12 protein-coding genes are annotated in these 19517 nt (G+C 45.2%); 5 read left to right on the top strand and 7 right to left on the bottom strand.

Annotated elements, in window-relative coordinates:
- The first annotated feature begins 488 nt into the window (after nt 1-488).
- From JUB15_RS22305 to JUB15_RS22295, 3 genes are all read left to right on the top strand, one after another.
- Nucleotides 489-752, top strand: coding sequence for a DUF6520 family protein (locus tag JUB15_RS22305; RefSeq protein WP_207514872.1), 264 nt, complete (start codon nt 489-491; stop codon nt 750-752).
- A gap of 655 nt (nt 753-1407) precedes the next feature.
- A complete protein-coding gene (locus tag JUB15_RS22300; protein ID WP_207514871.1) occupies nt 1408-1839 on the top strand; it encodes a MauE/DoxX family redox-associated membrane protein in 432 nt (143 codons plus the stop codon).
- 151 nt (nt 1840-1990) lie between these two features.
- The gene (locus JUB15_RS22295; RefSeq protein WP_207514870.1) at nt 1991-2254 is read left to right on the top strand and encodes a DUF6520 family protein; all 264 of its coding nucleotides are present in this window, start codon (nt 1991-1993) and stop codon (nt 2252-2254) included.
- Nucleotides 2255-2388: 134 nt separating this feature from the next.
- On the opposite strand, the gene JUB15_RS22290 is transcribed toward JUB15_RS22295, so the two are convergent.
- From JUB15_RS22290 to JUB15_RS22270, 5 genes are all read right to left on the bottom strand, one after another.
- Complete coding sequence (locus JUB15_RS22290) at nt 2389-3762, bottom strand: RagB/SusD family nutrient uptake outer membrane protein (protein ID WP_207514869.1); 1374 nt, start codon at nt 3760-3762, stop codon at nt 2389-2391.
- A gap of 19 nt (nt 3763-3781) precedes the next feature.
- A complete protein-coding gene (locus JUB15_RS22285; protein ID WP_207514868.1) occupies nt 3782-7255 on the bottom strand; it encodes a SusC/RagA family TonB-linked outer membrane protein in 3474 nt (1157 codons plus the stop codon).
- A 403-nt stretch (nt 7256-7658) separates the two neighbouring features.
- Nucleotides 7659-8954 carry a FecR domain-containing protein gene (locus JUB15_RS22280; protein ID WP_207514867.1) on the bottom strand — a complete coding sequence of 432 codons (1296 nt, stop codon included), beginning with the start codon at nt 8952-8954 and terminating at the stop codon, nt 7659-7661.
- 143 nt (nt 8955-9097) lie between these two features.
- Complete coding sequence (locus JUB15_RS22275; protein WP_207514866.1) at nt 9098-9742, bottom strand: RNA polymerase sigma-70 factor; 645 nt, start codon at nt 9740-9742, stop codon at nt 9098-9100.
- Nucleotides 9743-10111: 369 nt separating this feature from the next.
- A complete protein-coding gene (locus tag JUB15_RS22270; RefSeq protein ID WP_207514865.1) occupies nt 10112-10921 on the bottom strand; it encodes an MBL fold metallo-hydrolase in 810 nt (269 codons plus the stop codon).
- Between the two features lie 423 nt (nt 10922-11344).
- On the opposite strand from JUB15_RS22270, the gene JUB15_RS22265 reads away from it, so the two are divergent.
- Nucleotides 11345-12172: an MOSC domain-containing protein gene (locus JUB15_RS22265; protein WP_207514864.1), complete on the top strand. Its 828-nt coding sequence runs from the start codon at nt 11345-11347 to the stop codon at nt 12170-12172.
- Between the two features lie 146 nt (nt 12173-12318).
- Nucleotides 12319-12528, top strand: a complete 210-nt coding sequence (locus JUB15_RS22260) for a hypothetical protein (RefSeq protein WP_207514863.1) — start codon at nt 12319-12321, stop codon at nt 12526-12528.
- A gap of 349 nt (nt 12529-12877) precedes the next feature.
- Here the strand turns inward: JUB15_RS22260 and JUB15_RS22255 are convergent, their stop codons facing one another.
- Both JUB15_RS22255 and JUB15_RS22250 read right to left on the bottom strand, forming a co-directional pair.
- Nucleotides 12878-13951, bottom strand: coding sequence for a PorP/SprF family type IX secretion system membrane protein (locus JUB15_RS22255; protein ID WP_207514862.1), 1074 nt, complete (start codon nt 13949-13951; stop codon nt 12878-12880).
- A gap of 177 nt (nt 13952-14128) precedes the next feature.
- Nucleotides 14129-19222 carry a PKD domain-containing protein gene (locus JUB15_RS22250; protein WP_207514861.1) on the bottom strand — a complete coding sequence of 1698 codons (5094 nt, stop codon included), beginning with the start codon at nt 19220-19222 and terminating at the stop codon, nt 14129-14131.
- Nucleotides 19223-19517: the final 295 nt, after the last annotated feature.

Genomic DNA, 19517 nt, shown 5'->3' with positions numbered 1-19517 from the left:
TCCTTTTAGATCGCTAACAGTTGTTGAGCGATGCTGCCGTTCGTATGCAATGGCAGCAGCTTCCTTTATTTTCTTCTCTGACTTATTTGAAGTTTTTAGCCGCTGGTTGAAGGGATGAGCGGCTATATATGAAAGTGAAACGGTCAATAACAGCTGCTATAAATATTGTTTGATGATTTTTTTTGAAACAAATTTTTTCTTTTTATTTTTAACCGGATTCCCTGGTTAGACAATTTCCAAAAGCAGCAGCAATCAATACGCCGGCCTCATTGTATTCATAAATATGTAATGAATGGTTGGCCGTTTCTCTGGCTATTGTGACTCCCCAACTATTACAGTTTTTGCAAAAATTAACATTAACGCAGGCAGATGATCAATAATACGCATGTTTATATACATGGGTTATTTATATGATCGTTATTTACAGGATGCTGAGCACAAACGGCTTTCGCAAGGCGAAAGTTCCATTAACCATTAAACACCTAAGTATGAAACAGATCAGGATCATTTTAAATGCCATAGCCATCACGGTTGCTATTGGCGGTGCTTTCGCTACTCATTATTATATGCACGATAACCGGCCTCAATTTATTCGCGGCTCAAACACCTTTGAACCTGCCGGTGACTATGGTATAGACTATCATTGCATTGACTCTACTGAGGTATGTACGTATTATCAACCCGATTCTGTAGCCCGTCCTGAAGAATTTGTTCCTTACCGTAACGGAAGGTATGTTCCTGCCGGAAAATGATGCGGCGGCCGCGTTATAAACGAAACCATATAGTAAATGGTAATTGTAAACTCGTATAATTACAATCGACTTATCTGGTAGATTAGTGGAATACTAAGGGCCGGCGTTTTAATACGGTTTTGACGTTTTAACATTCGTGGGGTCTTTTTAAAAGAACCTATAATAAAATTTTTATTAAATCGGCGTTCCCATTTCAAATGGCCGGTTTTTTGTAGAAGTGATGATGCCAAACGGAAAATGTTAATCGCTAAATTGCGTTAGCTGAAGTCGCCGGGATTAGAATAAAGGAATATATTATAGGCAATGATCAATGTCAATCGAACAATAAAAAAGTATAATAAATATACTTCGCTAAACCAACTGTGCAATCGTGCAATAGGATGCCATGCCATTGGTTTTAAATAGAAATGTTTTTGGTATAATTTGTACCGTAAACTTTTAGTGAATTAAATAAACTAAAAATAACTGATATAAATTTTTGAACATAGTCTATTAGTATATAACTTTAATTCTACCATCGCCCTCAATTCTACCAAAGCTACCTTATCCCCCTGAACGCCTTATTCTAATCTACCATCTAACGTATCGCAGGATCTGTGAATTTGGATGCTTCCATTCGTCAATAACTGTTGCCCCCTTATAACCCTTTCATATTATGAAAAGAAAGATTATTATTGAAATAATATCTTCCTTATTGATATTGCTTTTTTTGTATGCAAGTGTAAGTAAATGGCTTGATTTTAAATTGTTCATTGGCGAAATGAATAACCAGCCATTCCCCAACTGGATGACTCCATTTTTAGTATGGAGCATTCCCTTCATTGAAGTAATTATCGCTTTAGGATTAATATTTGAGCGAACCAGGGTGCCTGCATTATATGCGTCTTTCGTTTTAATGTCGGCGTTTACGGTATATACGGTTGCAATTTTGTTTCATGCTTTCAGGTATATCCCCTGTTCCTGCGGAGGAGTGATCAGATCGCTTACCTGGCCTCAACACCTTTTCTTTAATCTGTTTTTTGTGGGAATTTCTCTATGGGGTATCATCCTGAAAAAGCGGGAGCCGGTAGAGGCTATACAAACGTAATTGGCACAGTTAAATACAATAACTTTTTCCTGTTGTTGGCTGCGTCCACTTATTCCGGAGTAAGTGTGCCTGAAATAACAGGTAAGGAGATGCCGAAAACCTGAATAAAAGAGTAGGCAAAGAAAAATTAACCATTAGTAAAAGAACAAGTATGAACAAAATCAAGATGGCATTTATTGCTATCGCAATATTAGCTGCCGTTGGCGGTGCATTTGCGACAAGACCCTGTTTCGAATGCTCGTATTCACAACAATACATCTGGACCGGTTCCGGTTATTCGCCGGTTGGTGAATGGGGAGTTGATTTTGACTGCTGGATTACCGCAGGAACCTGCACATATTACAAGCCAGAACCTGCGTTGCAGCCCAATGTGTATGCACCTTGCCACCAGGGCGCTTATACACCGCTACAGTAATTTATAAGAGCTCTGGTTTAATTGAATTTGGCACAAAGTATTTTTGTCTTTGACAGTTGCCAATCAGTTATATGTAAAAAACATTTCCTATTGAGCCGGCCATTTATTCAAATGGCTGGCTTTTTAGTTAGGAGTTATCTTTCGTTTGGTTCATAGTTACCCATTTCCTGGGCGTCTGCTGGAATAGGTAAAGCATATAACCGGCTGCTTACGGGTAGTATATATTCCTGGCCATTTATCACTCTTTTCGGAGTGATACCTGCAAAGTCGAGGTTCAATCGGCGGATATCTGTCCAGCGTACACCCCGGCAGGGCATTTCTTTTCTTCTCTCGAGAAGTATAATATCCAGGGCTTCCCCCGGGCTGGACGCTGAATAGGGAACAAAAGTGCCGGTTTTCCATCTTTTTTGCAGCAAGGCATTCAAATCTTCCATGGCGGCTGTCACATTGCCTGCTCTTGCCCGGCATTCGGCTCGTACCAGGTACATTTCATCGGTGGCCAAACCGGTAAAGGGTACAATGGATCCACTATAATGGCCCTTGAAATTGATCCTGCCGGCATTATTGCTGAAAAACATGGAACGCCTCAGGTCGTTTGCTGAATAGGAGCCATACAGGATTGAATCCACTATGCAATCTCTGGTGAGTGGGCTGCTTTTTAGCACATTGGTTTCAATAAACCTGCTTTGGTACATGGTTTCATCATTAGGACGTTCAAAAAATCTGAGCGAAACAGCGTCTCTGGAATTATAATCGATAAGCTTGCTGTAAAGCCGCAAACTGCTATCAGCATATATACCTGCCTTATCATATTGACGCATGCTCACATACACCCGGGCAAGTTGGGCCAGGGCAGCCGGTTTATTGGGCCGGTTACGGTTCTTGGTTATTTCACTAAGCAACAGCGTTTGGGCCTCCAGCAGGTCTTTCTGTATTTGTGCATAGGTTTCTTCGACAGATGACCGTTTTAATGATTCATCAACATTAGGCGTTAGTTTCAATGGAATACCCTTGTCTAAACTGGCTGATTCCTGGTTATAGGGTAGGGCAAATACCTGGGCCAGGTTATAAAAAGCATAAGCCCTGATAAAAAGCGCGGCCCCTTTCAGGTTATTCCACTGTTGTATATTATCTGGTGTTACGGAAATTTTCTTCAGCGCATCCAGCACCACATTGGCATACAGTACCTGTTCATAAGGTGCATTCCAGTCAGATACCCGGCCTTCCCCCTGGTATATATCAGGTGCCCAGATATATGCATTGCGTTCTTTAGTGGGAAGCAATTCCCAGAAAGAAGAAACAAGAAAAAAATTATCAGCCGACAATTCACCTAAAGCAGGGGTAATACTTAATCGTGCTTCATTATCTAAAAGCGCCTGGCAATCTTCAAGGCTGGTGGGTACAAAAAGATCAGAATCGGGTTTTTCCTCCAGAAATTCTTTTTTGTTGCAGCCAGTCAACCACAAACAAACTAGCAACAATCTCAGGTAATGGATCTTTACTTTCATCGGAAAAGGAATTTCCTGGTTAAAAATCAATTTTTAAACCCGCTGCAATGGTTCTGGGATTGGGGAATGCGCTTGAAATATAATCCGGATCAATCCCTTTGTCATTGGCTTTCCATAGAATGCCCAGGTTATTGGTATATACATATATCCTGAACTGGTTAATGGGCAACCCCTTCACATCATTTTTATTAAGCTGGTAGCTTACCTGTATATCCTGTAATCTTATATGGTCCCCTTTTTCAATCAACACATCTGAATAGGTGTAGAAGCGGCTTCTGTCTGCACTGGTTACACTACTGGCAATATACTGCATTGAAGGAACCGAGGTGAATGCCTCGTCTCCCGGTTGCAGCCAACGTTTTTCATAATCCGAATGCCCTGGCGTGGCGCCCGAAAACAGATTATTATAATTGATAGAATTTCGCCTGAAATAATAGCCCATTTTCCAACTAATGGTAAAAGATAATTCCAGTTGTTTAAAAGTGAAATTATTGCGCAGGCTGCCGAAATAAGTGGGGTTGGCCGGGCCTCTGTAAATAAGGTCGTCCAGATTGTTCGAATTAAAAATAGCACTATAATCCTTACTTATTCGCTTGTCGTAAAGGCCTTGAGGATCACCGTTTGTACTGTCCAGGCCCATCCATTTTAAACTGAAAATGGAATATAATGGCTTGCCTTCGATGGGGCTGATGTATTGGGGATCGCAATAATACCAGATAGCGCTTTGCTTGACTTTATAACTGGTTACCTTGTCGGTTGCATAACTGAACAGCAGGGTACTTACCCATTTGAACCGCCTGGTGTTCAGGTTTTTTGACCGCAATACGATATCTGCTCCCTGCCCTTTCATATCGGCAGTATTCCCCCTGAACTGGATGACACCGGTGGTAGGGTCTAGTGGACTGTAACCGATCAGGTCTGTTCCTTTCTTAAAATAATATTCCAGGCTTCCCTCCAAAATGCTGTTCCTGGTGGCAAAATCAACCCCGAAATTAACCATGTGATTTTTCTCCCAACGTAAAGAAGGATTAGGCGGGTTGGCAATCGAGGCCGGCAATGCACTATAGTTATTGGGGTTATCATAACGGGCAGTTGTAAAGGCCGACACTGTTTTGTCTACATTGCCTTTGTAACCGTTGGTCACCCTTAATTTCAGGAATGGCAACCATCCCATACGGTAAAAATTTTCCTGGCTAAGTTCCCAACTGGCGCCCACCGACCAAAGCGGTATGCCCTTTTGATTAGCACTCACGCCAAATAGATTGGATTCATCTTTACGGGCGCTGGCCGACAGGATATACCGCCTTTGATAAATATACTTTGCATTCAGATAATAAGAAATGTACCGGTCTGCCATGTTTCTCTTGTCGTTCAGAAACGGGATCTTTTGGTAAATGAATGGTGCATGGTACAACGGATACTCCCTCTCGTAATCTATCAAATTGTTGTTCGGCTGGTTCTGTTTATAACCGTACAATCGAAGCGTTTCAACAAAGGACCGGTAACTCCTCACTTCTGTACCGGCCAATGCGGTTACCTGATGATGTTTACTATGGTTACGATTGTACCAGCTTTGGTTGAAATTAAGTTGGGTCCTGATATTGTGCGCATTATACCGGATGGACGCCTGATCCAATATACCACCCAGTGGAACAGGCCTGATTGGCAGCCCTAAAGAATCAACTGCTGTAAACTGGTTGATCAGGTTGCGGGTAAAATACGTTTGCTGGCTCTTGTAATCTTCCTGTTCAATAAATCCTTTGTTGTATTGATACAGCACCGTGGCATCGAGCCATTTAAACAGGGTGTATTTGGCATCTGCATTGATCCGGTAATCGGTCGTTTTTGTAGAATTGTCACTGAACTTCAACTCGTCATAAGGTTTGAAATTCCAATCCAGCAGGATTCCCTTACCTGCCGAGTCTTTATAAGTCTGCCTTACATCTGAATTCACAGTTAATGCATACCCGTTATCATCAACCAGGTCGAGGTAGGGATTGTTGAGACTGGCCAGGCTGGTAATTGTATTATTATTCCGCATCTTCGTCTCGGTGTAAATGATGCCAGTATTGAACTCAAGTTTCTTTTTTAACCAGGAGAACGAGTTATTGGCCGTTAAATTAATACGATCGTACTCGTTTCTGACCAGGTTTTCGAGGTTCTTATCATAGCCCAGCGAAAAATAATAGTGGTTATTGGTGCTGCCACCGCTGGCGTTTACGGCATATTGTTGGTTAACACCGGCCCGGTAAAAATATTTCTCCAGGTCTTTCCGTTTATCCTGGCCTCTTAACTCATTCAACCGGGCGGCTGCTGTCGCCGGTGAGATCAGTTTGTCTCTTTCCTGGATCAGGGTTTCTACCACGGGTGACAGCGCCTTGCGGCTTCCATCAGACTCTGAGAGATAATAAAACCTGTTATTAAAGAGGAACTGCTCTACATCAATATAATCGGAAGCATTCAAAATGGGCTGATAGTACAAATCTGGCTTTTCACTTACTGTAACATTGCTGTTAAAGGACAGCTTCAGTGATTGGTTATACTTTCCCTTTTTGGTTGTTATAATAATTACGCCGTTTCCCGAATAGGCGCCCCAGATGGAAGCTGCATCCGCATCTTTCAATACGGTAATGCTTTCTACGTCATTGGGGTTAATGTTGTTGATATCGCCGTTATACGGGAAATTATCGACTACGATCAATGGGTTGGGATTGGCAAAAATGGTGCTTCTGCCACGGATGGAAAGGTTCGATTGATTAGTGTTGGTATTTACGTTCTTATTAAATATCAATCCACTGGTAATGCCTTCCAACCGGTCAATAACATTGGTAGAAACCCGGCGGTTCAGTAATTCATTATCGATCTTCACAAAAGAGCCGGGCGATTTATCTTTTGAGATTTTTTGGTAACCGGTAGAAACCACCTGCACTTTGTTCAGTTCGCTGATATGTTGCCTTAAGCGTACATTCAAATTCGGTTCGTCGCCCTGCCGCCAGCTTACTACTTCGGGTTCATAGTTTACGCTGGTTACAACAATGGCGAGATCTATTTCATTAATGCCATTCAACCGGAATTCTCCGTTCTCGTTGGTGCTCGTTTGCTGTTGGCTGCCCTTAATGGTAACGGTTGCCCCGGGAATGGGTTCGCCCTGTTCATTAATGATCTTGCCTTTGATGTTTGTCAAATTGGAACCGATCAATGTTTGTCTTCCCCTGGGAATAACTGTTATTATCTTATCGATAATCGTGTAGGTACAGGACTGATACCGGAAATAGTCATCAAGTAATTGCTGAACAGTTCCATTGGTGATATTGATGTTTACAGGCTTAAGTTGAGATGATATTGAGTTTGAGTTGAAGATGGTGTAACCTGCCTGTTTTTCCAGTACTTTTCGGAGCTCGTTGATAGTTACGTTCTTTTTGGAGAATGTGATTGTCTGTGCAAGTGCCGATACACTTAGCAATATACAAGCAATGATTACAAAAGCAGTCATGTATTTCATAATCAGAACCTCCTCCAGATGCGAATCCTAAGTATCACTACACTCACCGGCAACCTTTATTTTGTGTAAAAATAAAAATAGTCAACTGTAATCTCGCAATAGCGAAAAAAAGTTGACTATTTTCAGCTTTTTACAATATTAAGGGTATTCATGTGTAAACCGGTAAATAAAATTACACTTTCATATTGTAGAAAGAACAGATATTTAAAAAAAATTAAGCCACCTCACTGCGAACCATGAGCGTGAGAAGCTCATGGTCGCAGGGTAGCTTTAAGCGCTCAACGCTGCCCATATCTTTCCATGGAAGAACAGCGTTAGATGTGGTTTAATGATTAACGGAGAACAATGTCATTTACGCTAAAGGTAGGGGTTAGGTTTACTAAGCAATTGATAACTATGACTTTACTATGATTGTCCTTTCTTTTTCGTTTAGCCTTGCCTTTATATTATTGATTTTAAGCAGTTCTATAACGCTTTCAATATTGGCTGTACGCGGAAGGTTACCACTAAACGAACCTTCGGGCGCTTTTCCGCCTTCATATTTAATGGTAACGTCATACCAGCGGGCAATTTGGCGCATGGTATAGGCAACATCAGGGCCAGCAACAGGAAGAAATCCGTTCGTCCATGCTACCACGTTTTCTGCATCGATCTTTTGGATGGATATATTCCCTTCTTTCAGTTTTGCCTGTTCGCCGGGGCGAATGGTCTTGTAATTATTTCCTGATGTAACTTTTACTTTACCTTCTATCAATGTTGTTTTAATGGCGCTTTCATCGGTGTAGGCCATTACGTTAAAATGCGTTCCCAGCACTTCCACTTCATTTTTATTTCCCGCTGGGGTATTTATTTTAACGATAAAGGGCGTTTTAGCGATTTTTCCATTTTGTTCACCCTTTTCCTGTGATGTGGCTGGTTGCTGCTGCGGATTAACTTCAAAATAAGCCTCGCCGGTGAGTTCGACAATTCGCTCGTTCCCGGCGAAGGCTATAGGAAAACGCAATGATGAAGCCGCATTCAGCCACACTTTACTTCCGTCAGGTAAAGTGATCTTATATTCGCCCCCTCTTGGGGTGGTAACTGTGTTGTACAGATCCTGTTTAGGGATTAAGTCGTCCGAACCAGGCTTCATTTTATATATTAACCGTCCATCAGTCTTGGTTAGCTGCATGTGACCTTGATCAGCCAGATTGCCATCTGCTTCATTGTTCAGGGCAATCTCAGAACCGTCTCCCAGCGTCAGTATGGCTTTATTGCCACCGGGCATGATCTGGCTTTTATTGTCACTTTGCTTAGTCTCGGTTTTGGCTGTTTGTTCAGGTGTTGACTTGTCTAAAAAGTACCAGGTACCACCTGAGATCAGCAGGATAATTACTGCCGCTGCCGCGATCTTTCCAAAAGGTATTCTGAATGATTTCTTTTCCGGATAAAGATCAACCAGTTTGGCTCCTTCAGATTTCTGTTCGTCAATTTTCTGCAGCGTCTTTTTCCAGATAGCCTCACTGTCAGTGCCTGCATAGATCTTCAGTTTTTCCCGCAGCACATTTTTATCTGTGATCTGCCGAAAAAAAGAATCATTATGCGCAGCTTCTGCGAGCCACTCATTTAGTTCCCTCTCTTCCTCCGGACTTATACTCTCCTCCAGGAACTTCTCGATCAGACTTGTGATTCTACTTACCTTCTCCTGCATAATAATGGTATTTAAATCTTTGAAAGTGGCTTGACTCACCAGGAATGCGCCTACCTCTCTGAGCCTTTAAAACCTTACATACTATAAAAACAACCGTTGGTTGTTTTTGACAAAAAAAATTAAAAAAATAAATAAAGGTGATGTTACCAGGTGCATATCGTAAAAATCCCCTTTTCTATCGGGCGCTCTTTTTTAAACTTGCAGGCAATGGATGCGCTGAGGCAAAAACTGATAAATACAGCCACCAGCAGTTTCTTTTTCAGTAACTGGATGGCCCTGCTTTTCTGGTTCAATACATTCCGCGCACTGATATGCAGTTTTTCCGCCACCTCGTCGGTGCTGGCATCTTCAAAATAGATCATTTTAAAGATGATCTTGCATTTATGGGGCAGGGTCTCTATGAGCGGGTAGATCCTTTTGAGTAATTCGCCTTCTATCATATCGGTAATCACATCCTGGTCGTCCTTATCTCTTTGCAGATACGACAATTCGTTTTGGGACGCAGTTTTTCTTTGTATATGCCGCAGGTAATTGAGGCTGGCGTTGCGGGTGGTCACAAATAAAAACGCTTTTATGTGTTCTTCGGTCTGAAAAACATCATGCCGTTGCCATAGTTTTGTAAAAGCTTCAGATACAATGTCCTCAGCCTGCTCTTTATCCTTTACCAATTGCACGGCACAGGTAAAAAGCAGTTTGTTGTAGTTCTCGAAAATCACGCGAAAGGCACTACTATTCCCTTGATTAAACGCTGTGAGCCAATCTTCCTTTTCCAAAAATTTCTTCTTCATCGGGTTTCAATTTATGATCATCTGTTATCGGGAACCAACTACTGGCAATACATCTTTATAAAACCCGGCTTACTGTAATACCGAACTCTATAAAGATAAGGTTAGTGACTATCAATAAATTGCTAATGGTACAGGAATAACTTTCCAGTTTCAAATCACGGAGGTTGCTATAATCAGTGCGGTGCGGAACCTGAAATCATCGCATTATCTGCGCTTTTTGGCACAGCTAACAGCGGGATGCAAGTTTACAAAAATATATTAAAAAATGGCTTAAGTGTTTTCTCTAATTGAGATAAGTAATTCACCGGGGTTCACCAGCGAACAGTATCGTGCTTTTCCATTGTCACCAGATAGTAAAAAATTCAGCGTTCAATAAATGGAAAGATAACGGCTGATCGATCTTTCAAAAATGGCCCGCGCGCCTTCTGTGATATTCATCCATTCAAAAGCGCCGTACATGGCGTCGAAGGGCAGTGGATGCACCCGTTCGTAAATAAGTTCTATGTCTTTTTTGGGAAGCGGAATATGATTTGGGTAACTATACATAAAGGCCATATGGCGCCGGCTGGGCGCTATGTAAATGCTGTCGCCGGTTAGTAAACAGCCCGACCGGCCATGATCAGGCAAATGGAGGATGGTGCTGCCGGCAAAATGACCGCCTGTGTGCACGATACTAATGTTATCCCAAAGCGTTTTGGTACTGCCCGACCACAGTTCGATATATCCTCCGGGATCTTTGATCCATTCTTTATCATTGGCATGCAAATAAATAGGACAGTCAAAGGCAGTGGCCCAATCCTGCATCAGACTGTAATAGTGCGGGTGTGAAATGGCAATGGCGCTGATACCGCCCAGCGACCGGACGAAAGCAATGGTTTGATCGTCGATGAAAGGCAGGCAATCCCACAGCACATTGCCGGCAGGTGAAAGTACCAGGTGTGCTTTTTGGCCGATGGCAAAGGCCGGGGTTATTCGGAGATCGTATATCGTTGACTGTAAGCGGCAAAAACGAATGCTGCTCCTGGCAGCCAGTTCATTATAGCTCGTCCACGTTTGTCCCGTAAAACCCAGGTATTGCCGGTCATCGGCGCAGATATCGCAAATAGCAGGAATGATAGAAGTTCCATATCGCACACCGCAGGTGTTGCAAATATTCTTTGCCGAAGGCGAAAGTATCATAGAAAAGTATTTGCGTAGAGTTGCTGCAATAGAATGTCAGGCCTTTTGCCCGGCAGGCGCCAACTGCCGGTGTGTTATATCAGGGCATCTGGTAATACAAAGTTAATACCAGAAATTATTTATCAGGCCATACATACAATGTAGTAGTGTTCAGTATATAACATTTTTATAAGAGTATGAATACGTTTTGCGGGGCGGCCGATGTCGTTTTTTGCGTATATTTACAGTTCACCAAAGAAAAGGAGGTATTCATGAAATCTACAGATCATTCATGGACACTTTCGGTTGGTATCGCCTAGCCGGGGTATGTTCCATCAAAATATCTGTCCCGACAAAAAGTGCCGGGAGAGCCCTTCGAACCATCGAAGGGCTTTTTTATTTTACCGGTTTAACCCAATAACTTACATCTTGCTACCTTAGCGTATGCTTACAGTTAGCGAATTATACATTTACCCTATAAAATCATTGGGTGGTATTGCCGTGAACACAGCCACACTTACCGATCGCGGATTTCAATACGATAGAAGATGGATGCTGGTTGATGAAAATGACCGGTTCCTGTCGCAACGCGAAATAAGTGCAATGGCTTTATTGAAGGTACAGCTTACCGATGGGGGCCTGCTGGTACAAAATACCGGTGTTCCCGGGGCGGAATTGCTGATCCCATTTGAACCCGCCAGTTTAGAAACGTTTATGGTTACCGTGTGGAGCAATCATTGCCGGGCTCAAAAGGTGAGTGACCGGGCCAACGCCTGGTTCAGTGAACAGTTAGGGCTGCCCTGCAAACTGGTGTATATGCCCGACACAACCCGCCGCTATGTTGACGGCCGTTATGCGCACAATAAGGAAATCACCAGTTTTTCCGACGGCTATCCTTTACTGCTGATCAGCCAGGCCTCGCTCGACGACCTGAACAGCCGGTTGGAAATACCTGTGCCCATGAACCGCTTCCGGCCAAACATTGTCTTTAAGGGAGGAGCGGCCTTCCTGGAGGATTCGATGAAACAGTTCCAGATCAATGGGGTCTCTTTTTTCGGGGTGAAGCCCTGTTCCCGCTGCGTAATTACGACAATTGACCAGCAAACCGCCGAAAAAGCCAAAGAGCCCCTTAGAACACTCAGCACCTACCGCACAAAGAATAAAAAGATCCTGTTCGGACAGAACTTATTGTTCCACGGAACCGGCAGTATAAGCATTGGCGATACGATTATCATTAACGAACATGCGCAGGTTGAGTTATTACCCGACTAAAGCTTGCCCCATTATCAGTTTTTATTTCTACGACTGAGGAAATTAGTCAACACAAGATGTGAATATAAGCAGATCACCCCGCTGGAAGCAGGTGGTCTGTTTTTTTTACTATGTAAGTCCCTCATAACTTACTAAATGCACTGCTCATGAAAATCAAAGGAAATACCCAACCAGTTCAACTGACGGCAGCGGAAGAATCTTCCTCGTTAAGGTTAGTTTACAAGAAAGAAGAAGTTATCAATGAAGAGAAAAAAACTGTATCCAAAACAAAGGCTCCCAATAAACTATATGTAAAAGAGCCACTCCCGCTTTTTAATGATTACAAGTTCAAGGCAAAGGATCACGATCCTTTATAATCTCCTTTTTCTTTAACGCTTTACTGCTTTTTATAACCTGTTGAACACACCTGGATGCCCCCTGGATCGTATCTGGTTCGGGTCAGCTTCGCCCATGTTTAATGTGTTTAATGTACGTATCTCCAGGATGTGCCGTACATGTCCCGTACCTTTAAAGGAACGGCTTATATACGAGACATCTACGAGACATCTACGGAATATATACGAAATATCAGCGAAGCTGGTACGACGCAATTGCGATCCTGGGGTTACTCCAGGGCCAATAAAAGGTAGTAAAAAGGTTATGTTCAGTGGTCTGTTGGAGTTATAAAAGAAGAGCATAACCGCGTAATAATTACACATAAATAACTTATCGGATCGGGCACGCACTTTTGCTGTTTATGCGTGGTTTGCACGCATGGCCAGCTTCCTGGTCGTATGTGCTTTGATCCCATACAAAGCCGAGTTCTGAACTGCCGGTAGTATACGAATACCGGTTTTGGCCGATCGGCGCATCGTGGGCGGCGCCTGCCCGCACTTTATAGCCATCGCCGCTGCGACCAGCCAGGTTAATGGAAAGTGTCACGGTAAAGACATCGTAATTCCGGAAATTAATACCACCGCGGTACCATAAGCCCAGGCTGATGTCATATTCATTTTGGGTAATTTCTGTTCCTACCTGCAATGAGTGTTGTTTGGCCTGTGTGTATACAATACCGGCCAGGCTATACGACCATGTTTGTTCGGGATTGGTATACGTGTACATGGCATTGCCCGTCCAGCGAACGGGCAGCTGGCTGCGAAATGAATCGGCCGAATTGGTGAGCGACTCATCGGGCCGGTTAATGTGATGTGCGCTGCCTCCCAGTAACAACCGGTTATTGTCATTCCAGTTATAGTTAAAGAACAATCCGGCAGCAAAATCAGGATACCATTTACCGCTGTTAATGGCTTTGTCGGCAGCGGACACACTGCCGGGAATTATTCCATCAGCATCGAGCTGATCGGCAAAGACCAGTTTGCTGTAATCGATGCGGCGTTGTACAAAACCAAATTGCAAACCGCCGCTGGCAAACCAGCGCGGCACATCGCCATTTTCGGCTGGCGACAAAGTGCCGGAACAAATGGTATAGGCATATGACCCATAAATGCCGGTTTTTTTTAAATACCCTTCACTGGAGTGTGTGCCCAGCAGGCCAAAACCGCCATGCAGGGAGGGCATGTATTTATCTACGGAGACAGCACTGTAGGAGATCTGCGAAGGTAGACTCCACCATTGGCGGCGATAGATGGCGCTGAACCGCAGATCGTAATCACCTGCGCCCGTGGCTGCAGGGTTCAGGTATACCGGCGACAAAAACGGCTGGGAAAATACCGGGTCCTGGGCCTGTAGGGAACAGGTTGGTGACAGGGTCATGATGCACGCCAGTAAATATACTTTCATTCTTAAGATATTGTTTTGTTGTGAACGGCAGAACCAATGTGCTGATGTGCTAATTGGCTAATATGCTAATGAAATTCAAAACCAATGTGCCGATCCTATAATTGGCTGAATAACTTAATAACTGAACAACTCAGTAACTCTTCAACTCGTTAACTGGTCAACTGGTCAACTGATCAACTATTTCACAACCGTAATAAACCCTGCCTTAACGGGTTTATCACTATTAGGGAACAGCATACCTTTCCATTCTGTTCCGTTTATATACCTGGCTTCTATCTGCCAGCCATAGGTGTCCTGCTGTACAGCCTGGCCATTGTATCTTCCATCCCAGGGGTCGTTGGGCGATCCATTGCCATCGAGCCGGGTTGTTTCAAATATTTTCTGCCCCCAGGTATTGAAAATGCGCAAGCGGTATTGCGATAGCCCTTTTCCCATGGGCAGGAACTGCCGTAACGCGTTGTTGCTGCATCCGGGGCAAATGGCGTTTGGCACATACAGGTAACCGGGTACATGCAGGATGCGTACGTGCACAGTATCGTACCCGCTGCAGCCGGTTCCATGATCATGCACATATAACTGTATTTTATAAGCGCCGGTGTCGGCATATTCGTAGGTTATTTTCTGCCCCGACAATTGCTGCCGCGTTTTATCGCCCATATCCCAGGTGTACACTTTATTGGCATTGGTAGCCACTGTATCCCAAAAGGTGAATGTATAATCGGGTTGCAGCAATATATTGGCTGGTGACAATGCAATGGCAGGCCGCGGTAAAGGCTGCATGTGCAGCTCGCCCGCCGAAGTTGTGTCGCCGCAGCCGGCGGCGTTTTCTGCCAGTACCTGAATGGAGTAAACAGTTGGCGTACCAGCTTGTACCGGCGCCTTGAAACGATAAGCAAACGGATTGGCCATACCCTGCAGGTCGTTATTGACAAACCATTTCAGGTGCACGTCATCGGTGCCCGTATAACTCACATGGGCGTTGAACGACAGGGTTGTGTCGTGGCTGCAGGTACTGTTGCTGGCCGGTGTGCCAAGCACTACAGGTGTATTATGCACTTCAAAAGAAAAGGTTGTACTGTCGGCACATTCGTTTGTTGTATGTACGATCAGTTTTACCTGGTATTTACCGGGCTTGTTATACACGTGAGCTGCAGAACTACCGGTGGCGTTGAAGGTATAGGGCGCCTGGGCGCTGTCGTAAAATATCCATGCTGTTTTGAAGGCATTGGCAGCGCCGGTGGCAGTCGTTTGTAACGTATAAGGCACACACGTTTTGCCGGGGCGTACTGTTAGCCGGGCTTTTATTTTATCTGTGATCACCACCAGGTGCGAGGCGGTATCTGTACAAACCATCCCGGCATTGTTTATTTTTTTAGCCACCTGCTGAATGGTGTAACTGCCTGCTGAAGCGTAGGCATGGGAACCGTTGGTTGTAGAGGAGGTTTGTCCATCTCCCCAGAACCATTCATAGGCTGTTGCTTCCTGGGCTGTATTGGCCGTAAACACATTGTTACCGGTGCAAACAAGCGCATCGTTCAGGTTAAAGCCGGCAACAGGGGGCGCATGAACGGTTACCTTTCGATAGATCGTGGTATCGGAACAGTCATTTTGCAGTCTCACAGTTACCGTAAATGTGCCCGGGCGCTGATAGGTATAGCTTACGATATTCTGTGCATTGGGAGTGGTGATCCTGGCAGCATTGTCGCCAAAATCCCAGGTAAGCGTTGATGCGCCAACGCTGCTGTTATTGAATGTGACAGGATGCGGGGCGCAGCCTTCCAACTGGTTGCCGTTTATGGTTATGTGTGCATCTATGGAATTCGGCATTACCAGCACACTGATGCGTTGGGTATCGCGCCGGCATTGGTTTTCGGCGATCAACCGGATCTCATACGTGCTGATAGCGCCTGTATGATATACATGTACAAATGGATTGTTCGTGGTAGTGGTATCTTTAAGACCATCGCCAAAGTCCCAGTAATAAGCAACATTGTTTCCCGCCGATTTATTGGTAATGGTGACATCAAAAGGCGAACAGCCTTTGGTGGTGTCAACCGTAAACCGTGCTTTGGCGTTGGCATACACCAATACGCTATCGCGATGGTATGAAGTATCACAGCCATTATAGGCTTTCAGCGTTATGTAATAAGTTGTATCCCTGAAATCGGCACCGGGATGGTAGGTAATAGCGGCGGGCGACACCTGGTTGCTGGAAATACCATTGCCAAAATCCCAAAAGAACTGGATGCCACTTAACAGGCCTGAGGTATTGGTAAAACTAACGGTCAAGGGACCGCAGCCTTTTGACTGGTCTTTTGTAAAACCGGCCGTTACACCCGGAACCGTGTTGAATGTCATTTCCATACTGTCTGCCTTACAACCATGTCTACTGCTGGTAACCAGTTTTATGATCGCCGTTTCAGCCTGGCCGTTGATTGGGTAGCTGGGAAAAGCGCTATTGGTACCGGAGCTGATGGGCGTACCATTGGCATACCAGGTATACAAGCCATTGCCCTGCGGAAAAGGCGTGGTTTGAATTACCGTATCGAGGTTCACGGGAGCACATTGGGTGATGCCCGTTGCGGTGAACTGTGCTTTGGCATCGGGGTTTACGGTCACCTGTACACTGGTAGTATCTGCACATCCATTGGCCAGAGTGCCAGCAACATAGTAAGTAGTGGTAGTGGTGGGCGCCGCCATAACGGTATCAGGAGCTATATGGTTTAACGATGTGCCGGGCCACCAGGTGTAAGAGCCGGCGCCACCCGCTTCAAGCCGGGTACTGGTGTTGATACAAATGGTGGTAGCGGGTGTGTTGAGCGTAACTACCGGCCGGCGTTTAACCCTGATATAAATAGAATCTTCCGTAGCGCAATTGGCGCCAATAGAAGCTGTTAGTTGATAACCATAAGTGGTATCGTTGGCAGATCCGGTATAATCGAGCTGTAGAACCGGGTTGGCAATAGCCGGGTTGCTGAGGCCTGTTGCGGGCGACCATTGGTAGCTAACCCCGTTCACTGCGGGTGCGCCAAGAGTAATAACGGCTCTGCCGCAAATGGCAGTATCCGGGCCTGCATTGGCAACGGGTTTGGGTGTTACGGTAACGGTTGTATTCAAAACGACACTGGTATTACAGGAGCTGTCAATGACCTTGAGTTGAACCGCATGGGTGCCGGTGCCGGCGTAATGAATGGTGCCAGGGTGCTGCAGGTTGGAAGTGGCTGGTGTTCCATTGGTAAAATTCCATTGGTAGCCAAGGGGGCCCGGGGAATAGCATGTGTTTGACGTAGCCGAAGGAGTGAGGCCATTGGTAATACACACTGCAGGGATCGGATCGATGGCAGCCTTGGGTAAACTGCTTACATAAAATGTATCCTGTTTAAAGGATTCAGCACAGGCGGTTCGTGCAGCCGCCGCAGTTACCGTAAGGCGAATAATATATCTGCCCGGTGCATTGAACCGGATTTCTGGTGAAGTGGTTTCTTCTGTGGCGCCATTCAGGAACTGCCAGGCAGGCGACTGGCTCGAGCCACAGTTCAGGGGATCATCATAAGTTACTTCCCATTTATACTCATCACCCTGGCAGCCATTGACAGGTGATGTATTGGTGAACAGGGCGCTCCCCGGGCCACAGCTCATTTTACGGCTCATAGAGAACTGCGCATCTGGCGGATTGCGCACACAGATCACTTTCAAGGTGCTGTCGAGCCCACATTTATCATTGAAAACATACAGCTTGACCGTATAAGTACCGGTGGCGTTGAAGGTAACGTTCAATGCATTTGAACCGCTGTTCCATAATAAGCCATTTAAAGAACTGCCGTTCAAAGATCCCAGGTTGCCGGAATTGATCGTGTAACCAGACGCGGGAGAAATGGTCCAAACCTGCTTGCCTGAATTGGTACAGGTAGAACCGGTGCCGCCCGTGGGCGTGATCACCGATCCATAAGTGGAATTGCTGACGATGGAAACAGCTGCCTGGGTACAAACCGTTTCGGAGGGTGATACTGCGATCTGTGCCCGCGGTTTACCCGACACATAAATAGGCACTACCGACGGGCTTGTTGTACCACACGGATTCTCGATAGTTAAGTAAGCGCCAAATGCGTTGTTGAAGGTATTGTTACCGCTGCTGCTGGAGAAAGAACAGGAACCGTGCGCAAAGAAATGCGCTGCCACGGCAGGCGGCGGATGTACAAACACCTGTGGAGCGGAACCATCATTGATGAGGAAGGTGTATTGCGTTCCTGGCGGATTTGCCGCAATGTTATTGATGGCAAAGCGCAGCGAGTCGGATGCACAGATATCGGTATTGCCCAGGCTCGACAATCCTCCTGCGGGCGTTGAGCCAAGAAATACAATATATTTTCTTATGCCGATACAGCCATCGGCTCCGGTAACCCGAACGGTCATGCTGCTGCTGCCTAAAGGAAAAATATGCTTTATAACAGTGCCGGCAGGCCAGCTGTTGAAAGATGTATCCGGCGTACCATCGCCCCAGGAAATGGAGTAGCTGGTATTAATGGGCATGGTGGTTGACTGGTTAATAAAGCTAAACGTATACGAGGGAATATTTGAGCAGCGCCTGAAAGTGGATACGCCGTTAAAAGTGCCAAAGTTTATGTTGGCATCGGCATTGCCTATTGAAGCGTCGGGAACATTCCGGATGGTCACCTGTTGGGTGGTTGAATCTTTACAACCAAACAGGTTGGTAACAACCTGTTTTACGGAATACGTGGTAGTGCCCGGCATTCCTACTGCCTGCAGAAATTGATGGGTAGGGTTGGGTAAGGTACTGGTAGTACCATCGCCAAAGGTCCAGAAGTATGACAAACCCGTACCTGTGGCATGACCGGTGAACTGAATATCTATATTCCCACACACGTTGTTGGGAGAGAAGCTGAAACCCGCAGCCGGCTTTTCGTTGGAAACATATACTACGATCAATATGGAGTCGGCCATATTGCCGGCAGTAACGATCTGTTTGGTCGCATAATAACCGGTAGCAGGATAATACACGTTAAAGGGACCAATCCCCGAAGCGCCCGGGATATGCCCCCCGGTAAAAGTCCAGCCGATGATAAAAGAGCCCTGGGCAGCGCTCAGGTACTGTATCGAATTGCCTTCGCATATTCGTACCGTGTCGCCATGATCTACCATTTTACCATTGGCCCTGATGCCGGCTGTCACCTGCGTGAATGCAGGAGAAGCAAGAAGAAAAGAGAAGAACAACAATACAAAAGAGGCAGACAGCTTTCTGGTCTGGCGCATACATTCTGGTTAGGGGTTGACAGGATCAGGAACGGCTCTGTGGCTCTTTCATGAAAGGATATAATGGATCTGTACCTTCAGCCTGGACATTTGCCTGGCTGCCATTTTTCGTCGGGAACCATCTTGGGCATTGGAAAATAAAATGCCTGTAAAAAGCGGGACTTCCGTGTCGCTTTTTTCGCATTCAGCACTGCCAATCGGTTTCTTAATTTTTGTGGAAGAAGAGGTTCTAAAGAGGGCGCTAAGATAAGGTAAAGTTAACGAGTTGACAAGTTCATGGGTTGATAGCGTTGAC

This window comes from Longitalea luteola (genome assembly GCF_017356035.1).
GTDB lineage: Bacteria > Bacteroidota > Bacteroidia > Chitinophagales > Chitinophagaceae > Niastella > Niastella luteola.
This window is presented reverse-complemented; position numbering and strand designations above follow the sequence as displayed.

Bases quoted from the DNA above. Each gene is read 5' to 3' on its own strand.
- JUB15_RS22305 (WP_207514872.1), top strand. From the start codon at position 489: ATGAAACAGATCAGGATCATTTTAAATGCCATAGCCATCACGGTTGCT.
- JUB15_RS22300 (WP_207514871.1), top strand. From the start codon at position 1,408: ATGAAAAGAAAGATTATTATTGAAATAATATCTTCCTTATTGATATTG.
- JUB15_RS22295 (WP_207514870.1), top strand. From the start codon at position 1,991: ATGAACAAAATCAAGATGGCATTTATTGCTATCGCAATATTAGCTGCC.
- JUB15_RS22290 (WP_207514869.1), bottom strand. From the start codon at position 3,762: ATGAAAGTAAAGATCCATTACCTGAGATTGTTGCTAGTTTGTTTGTGG.
- JUB15_RS22285 (WP_207514868.1), bottom strand. From the start codon at position 7,255: ATGACTGCTTTTGTAATCATTGCTTGTATATTGCTAAGTGTATCGGCA.
- JUB15_RS22280 (WP_207514867.1), bottom strand. From the start codon at position 8,954: ATGCAGGAGAAGGTAAGTAGAATCACAAGTCTGATCGAGAAGTTCCTG.
- JUB15_RS22275 (WP_207514866.1), bottom strand. From the start codon at position 9,742: ATGAAGAAGAAATTTTTGGAAAAGGAAGATTGGCTCACAGCGTTTAAT.
- JUB15_RS22270 (WP_207514865.1), bottom strand. From the start codon at position 10,921: ATGATACTTTCGCCTTCGGCAAAGAATATTTGCAACACCTGCGGTGTG.
- JUB15_RS22265 (WP_207514864.1), top strand. From the start codon at position 11,345: ATGCTTACAGTTAGCGAATTATACATTTACCCTATAAAATCATTGGGT.
- JUB15_RS22260 (WP_207514863.1), top strand. From the start codon at position 12,319: ATGAAAATCAAAGGAAATACCCAACCAGTTCAACTGACGGCAGCGGAA.
- JUB15_RS22255 (WP_207514862.1), bottom strand. From the start codon at position 13,951: ATGAAAGTATATTTACTGGCGTGCATCATGACCCTGTCACCAACCTGT.
- JUB15_RS22250 (WP_207514861.1), bottom strand. From the start codon at position 19,222: ATGCGCCAGACCAGAAAGCTGTCTGCCTCTTTTGTATTGTTGTTCTTC.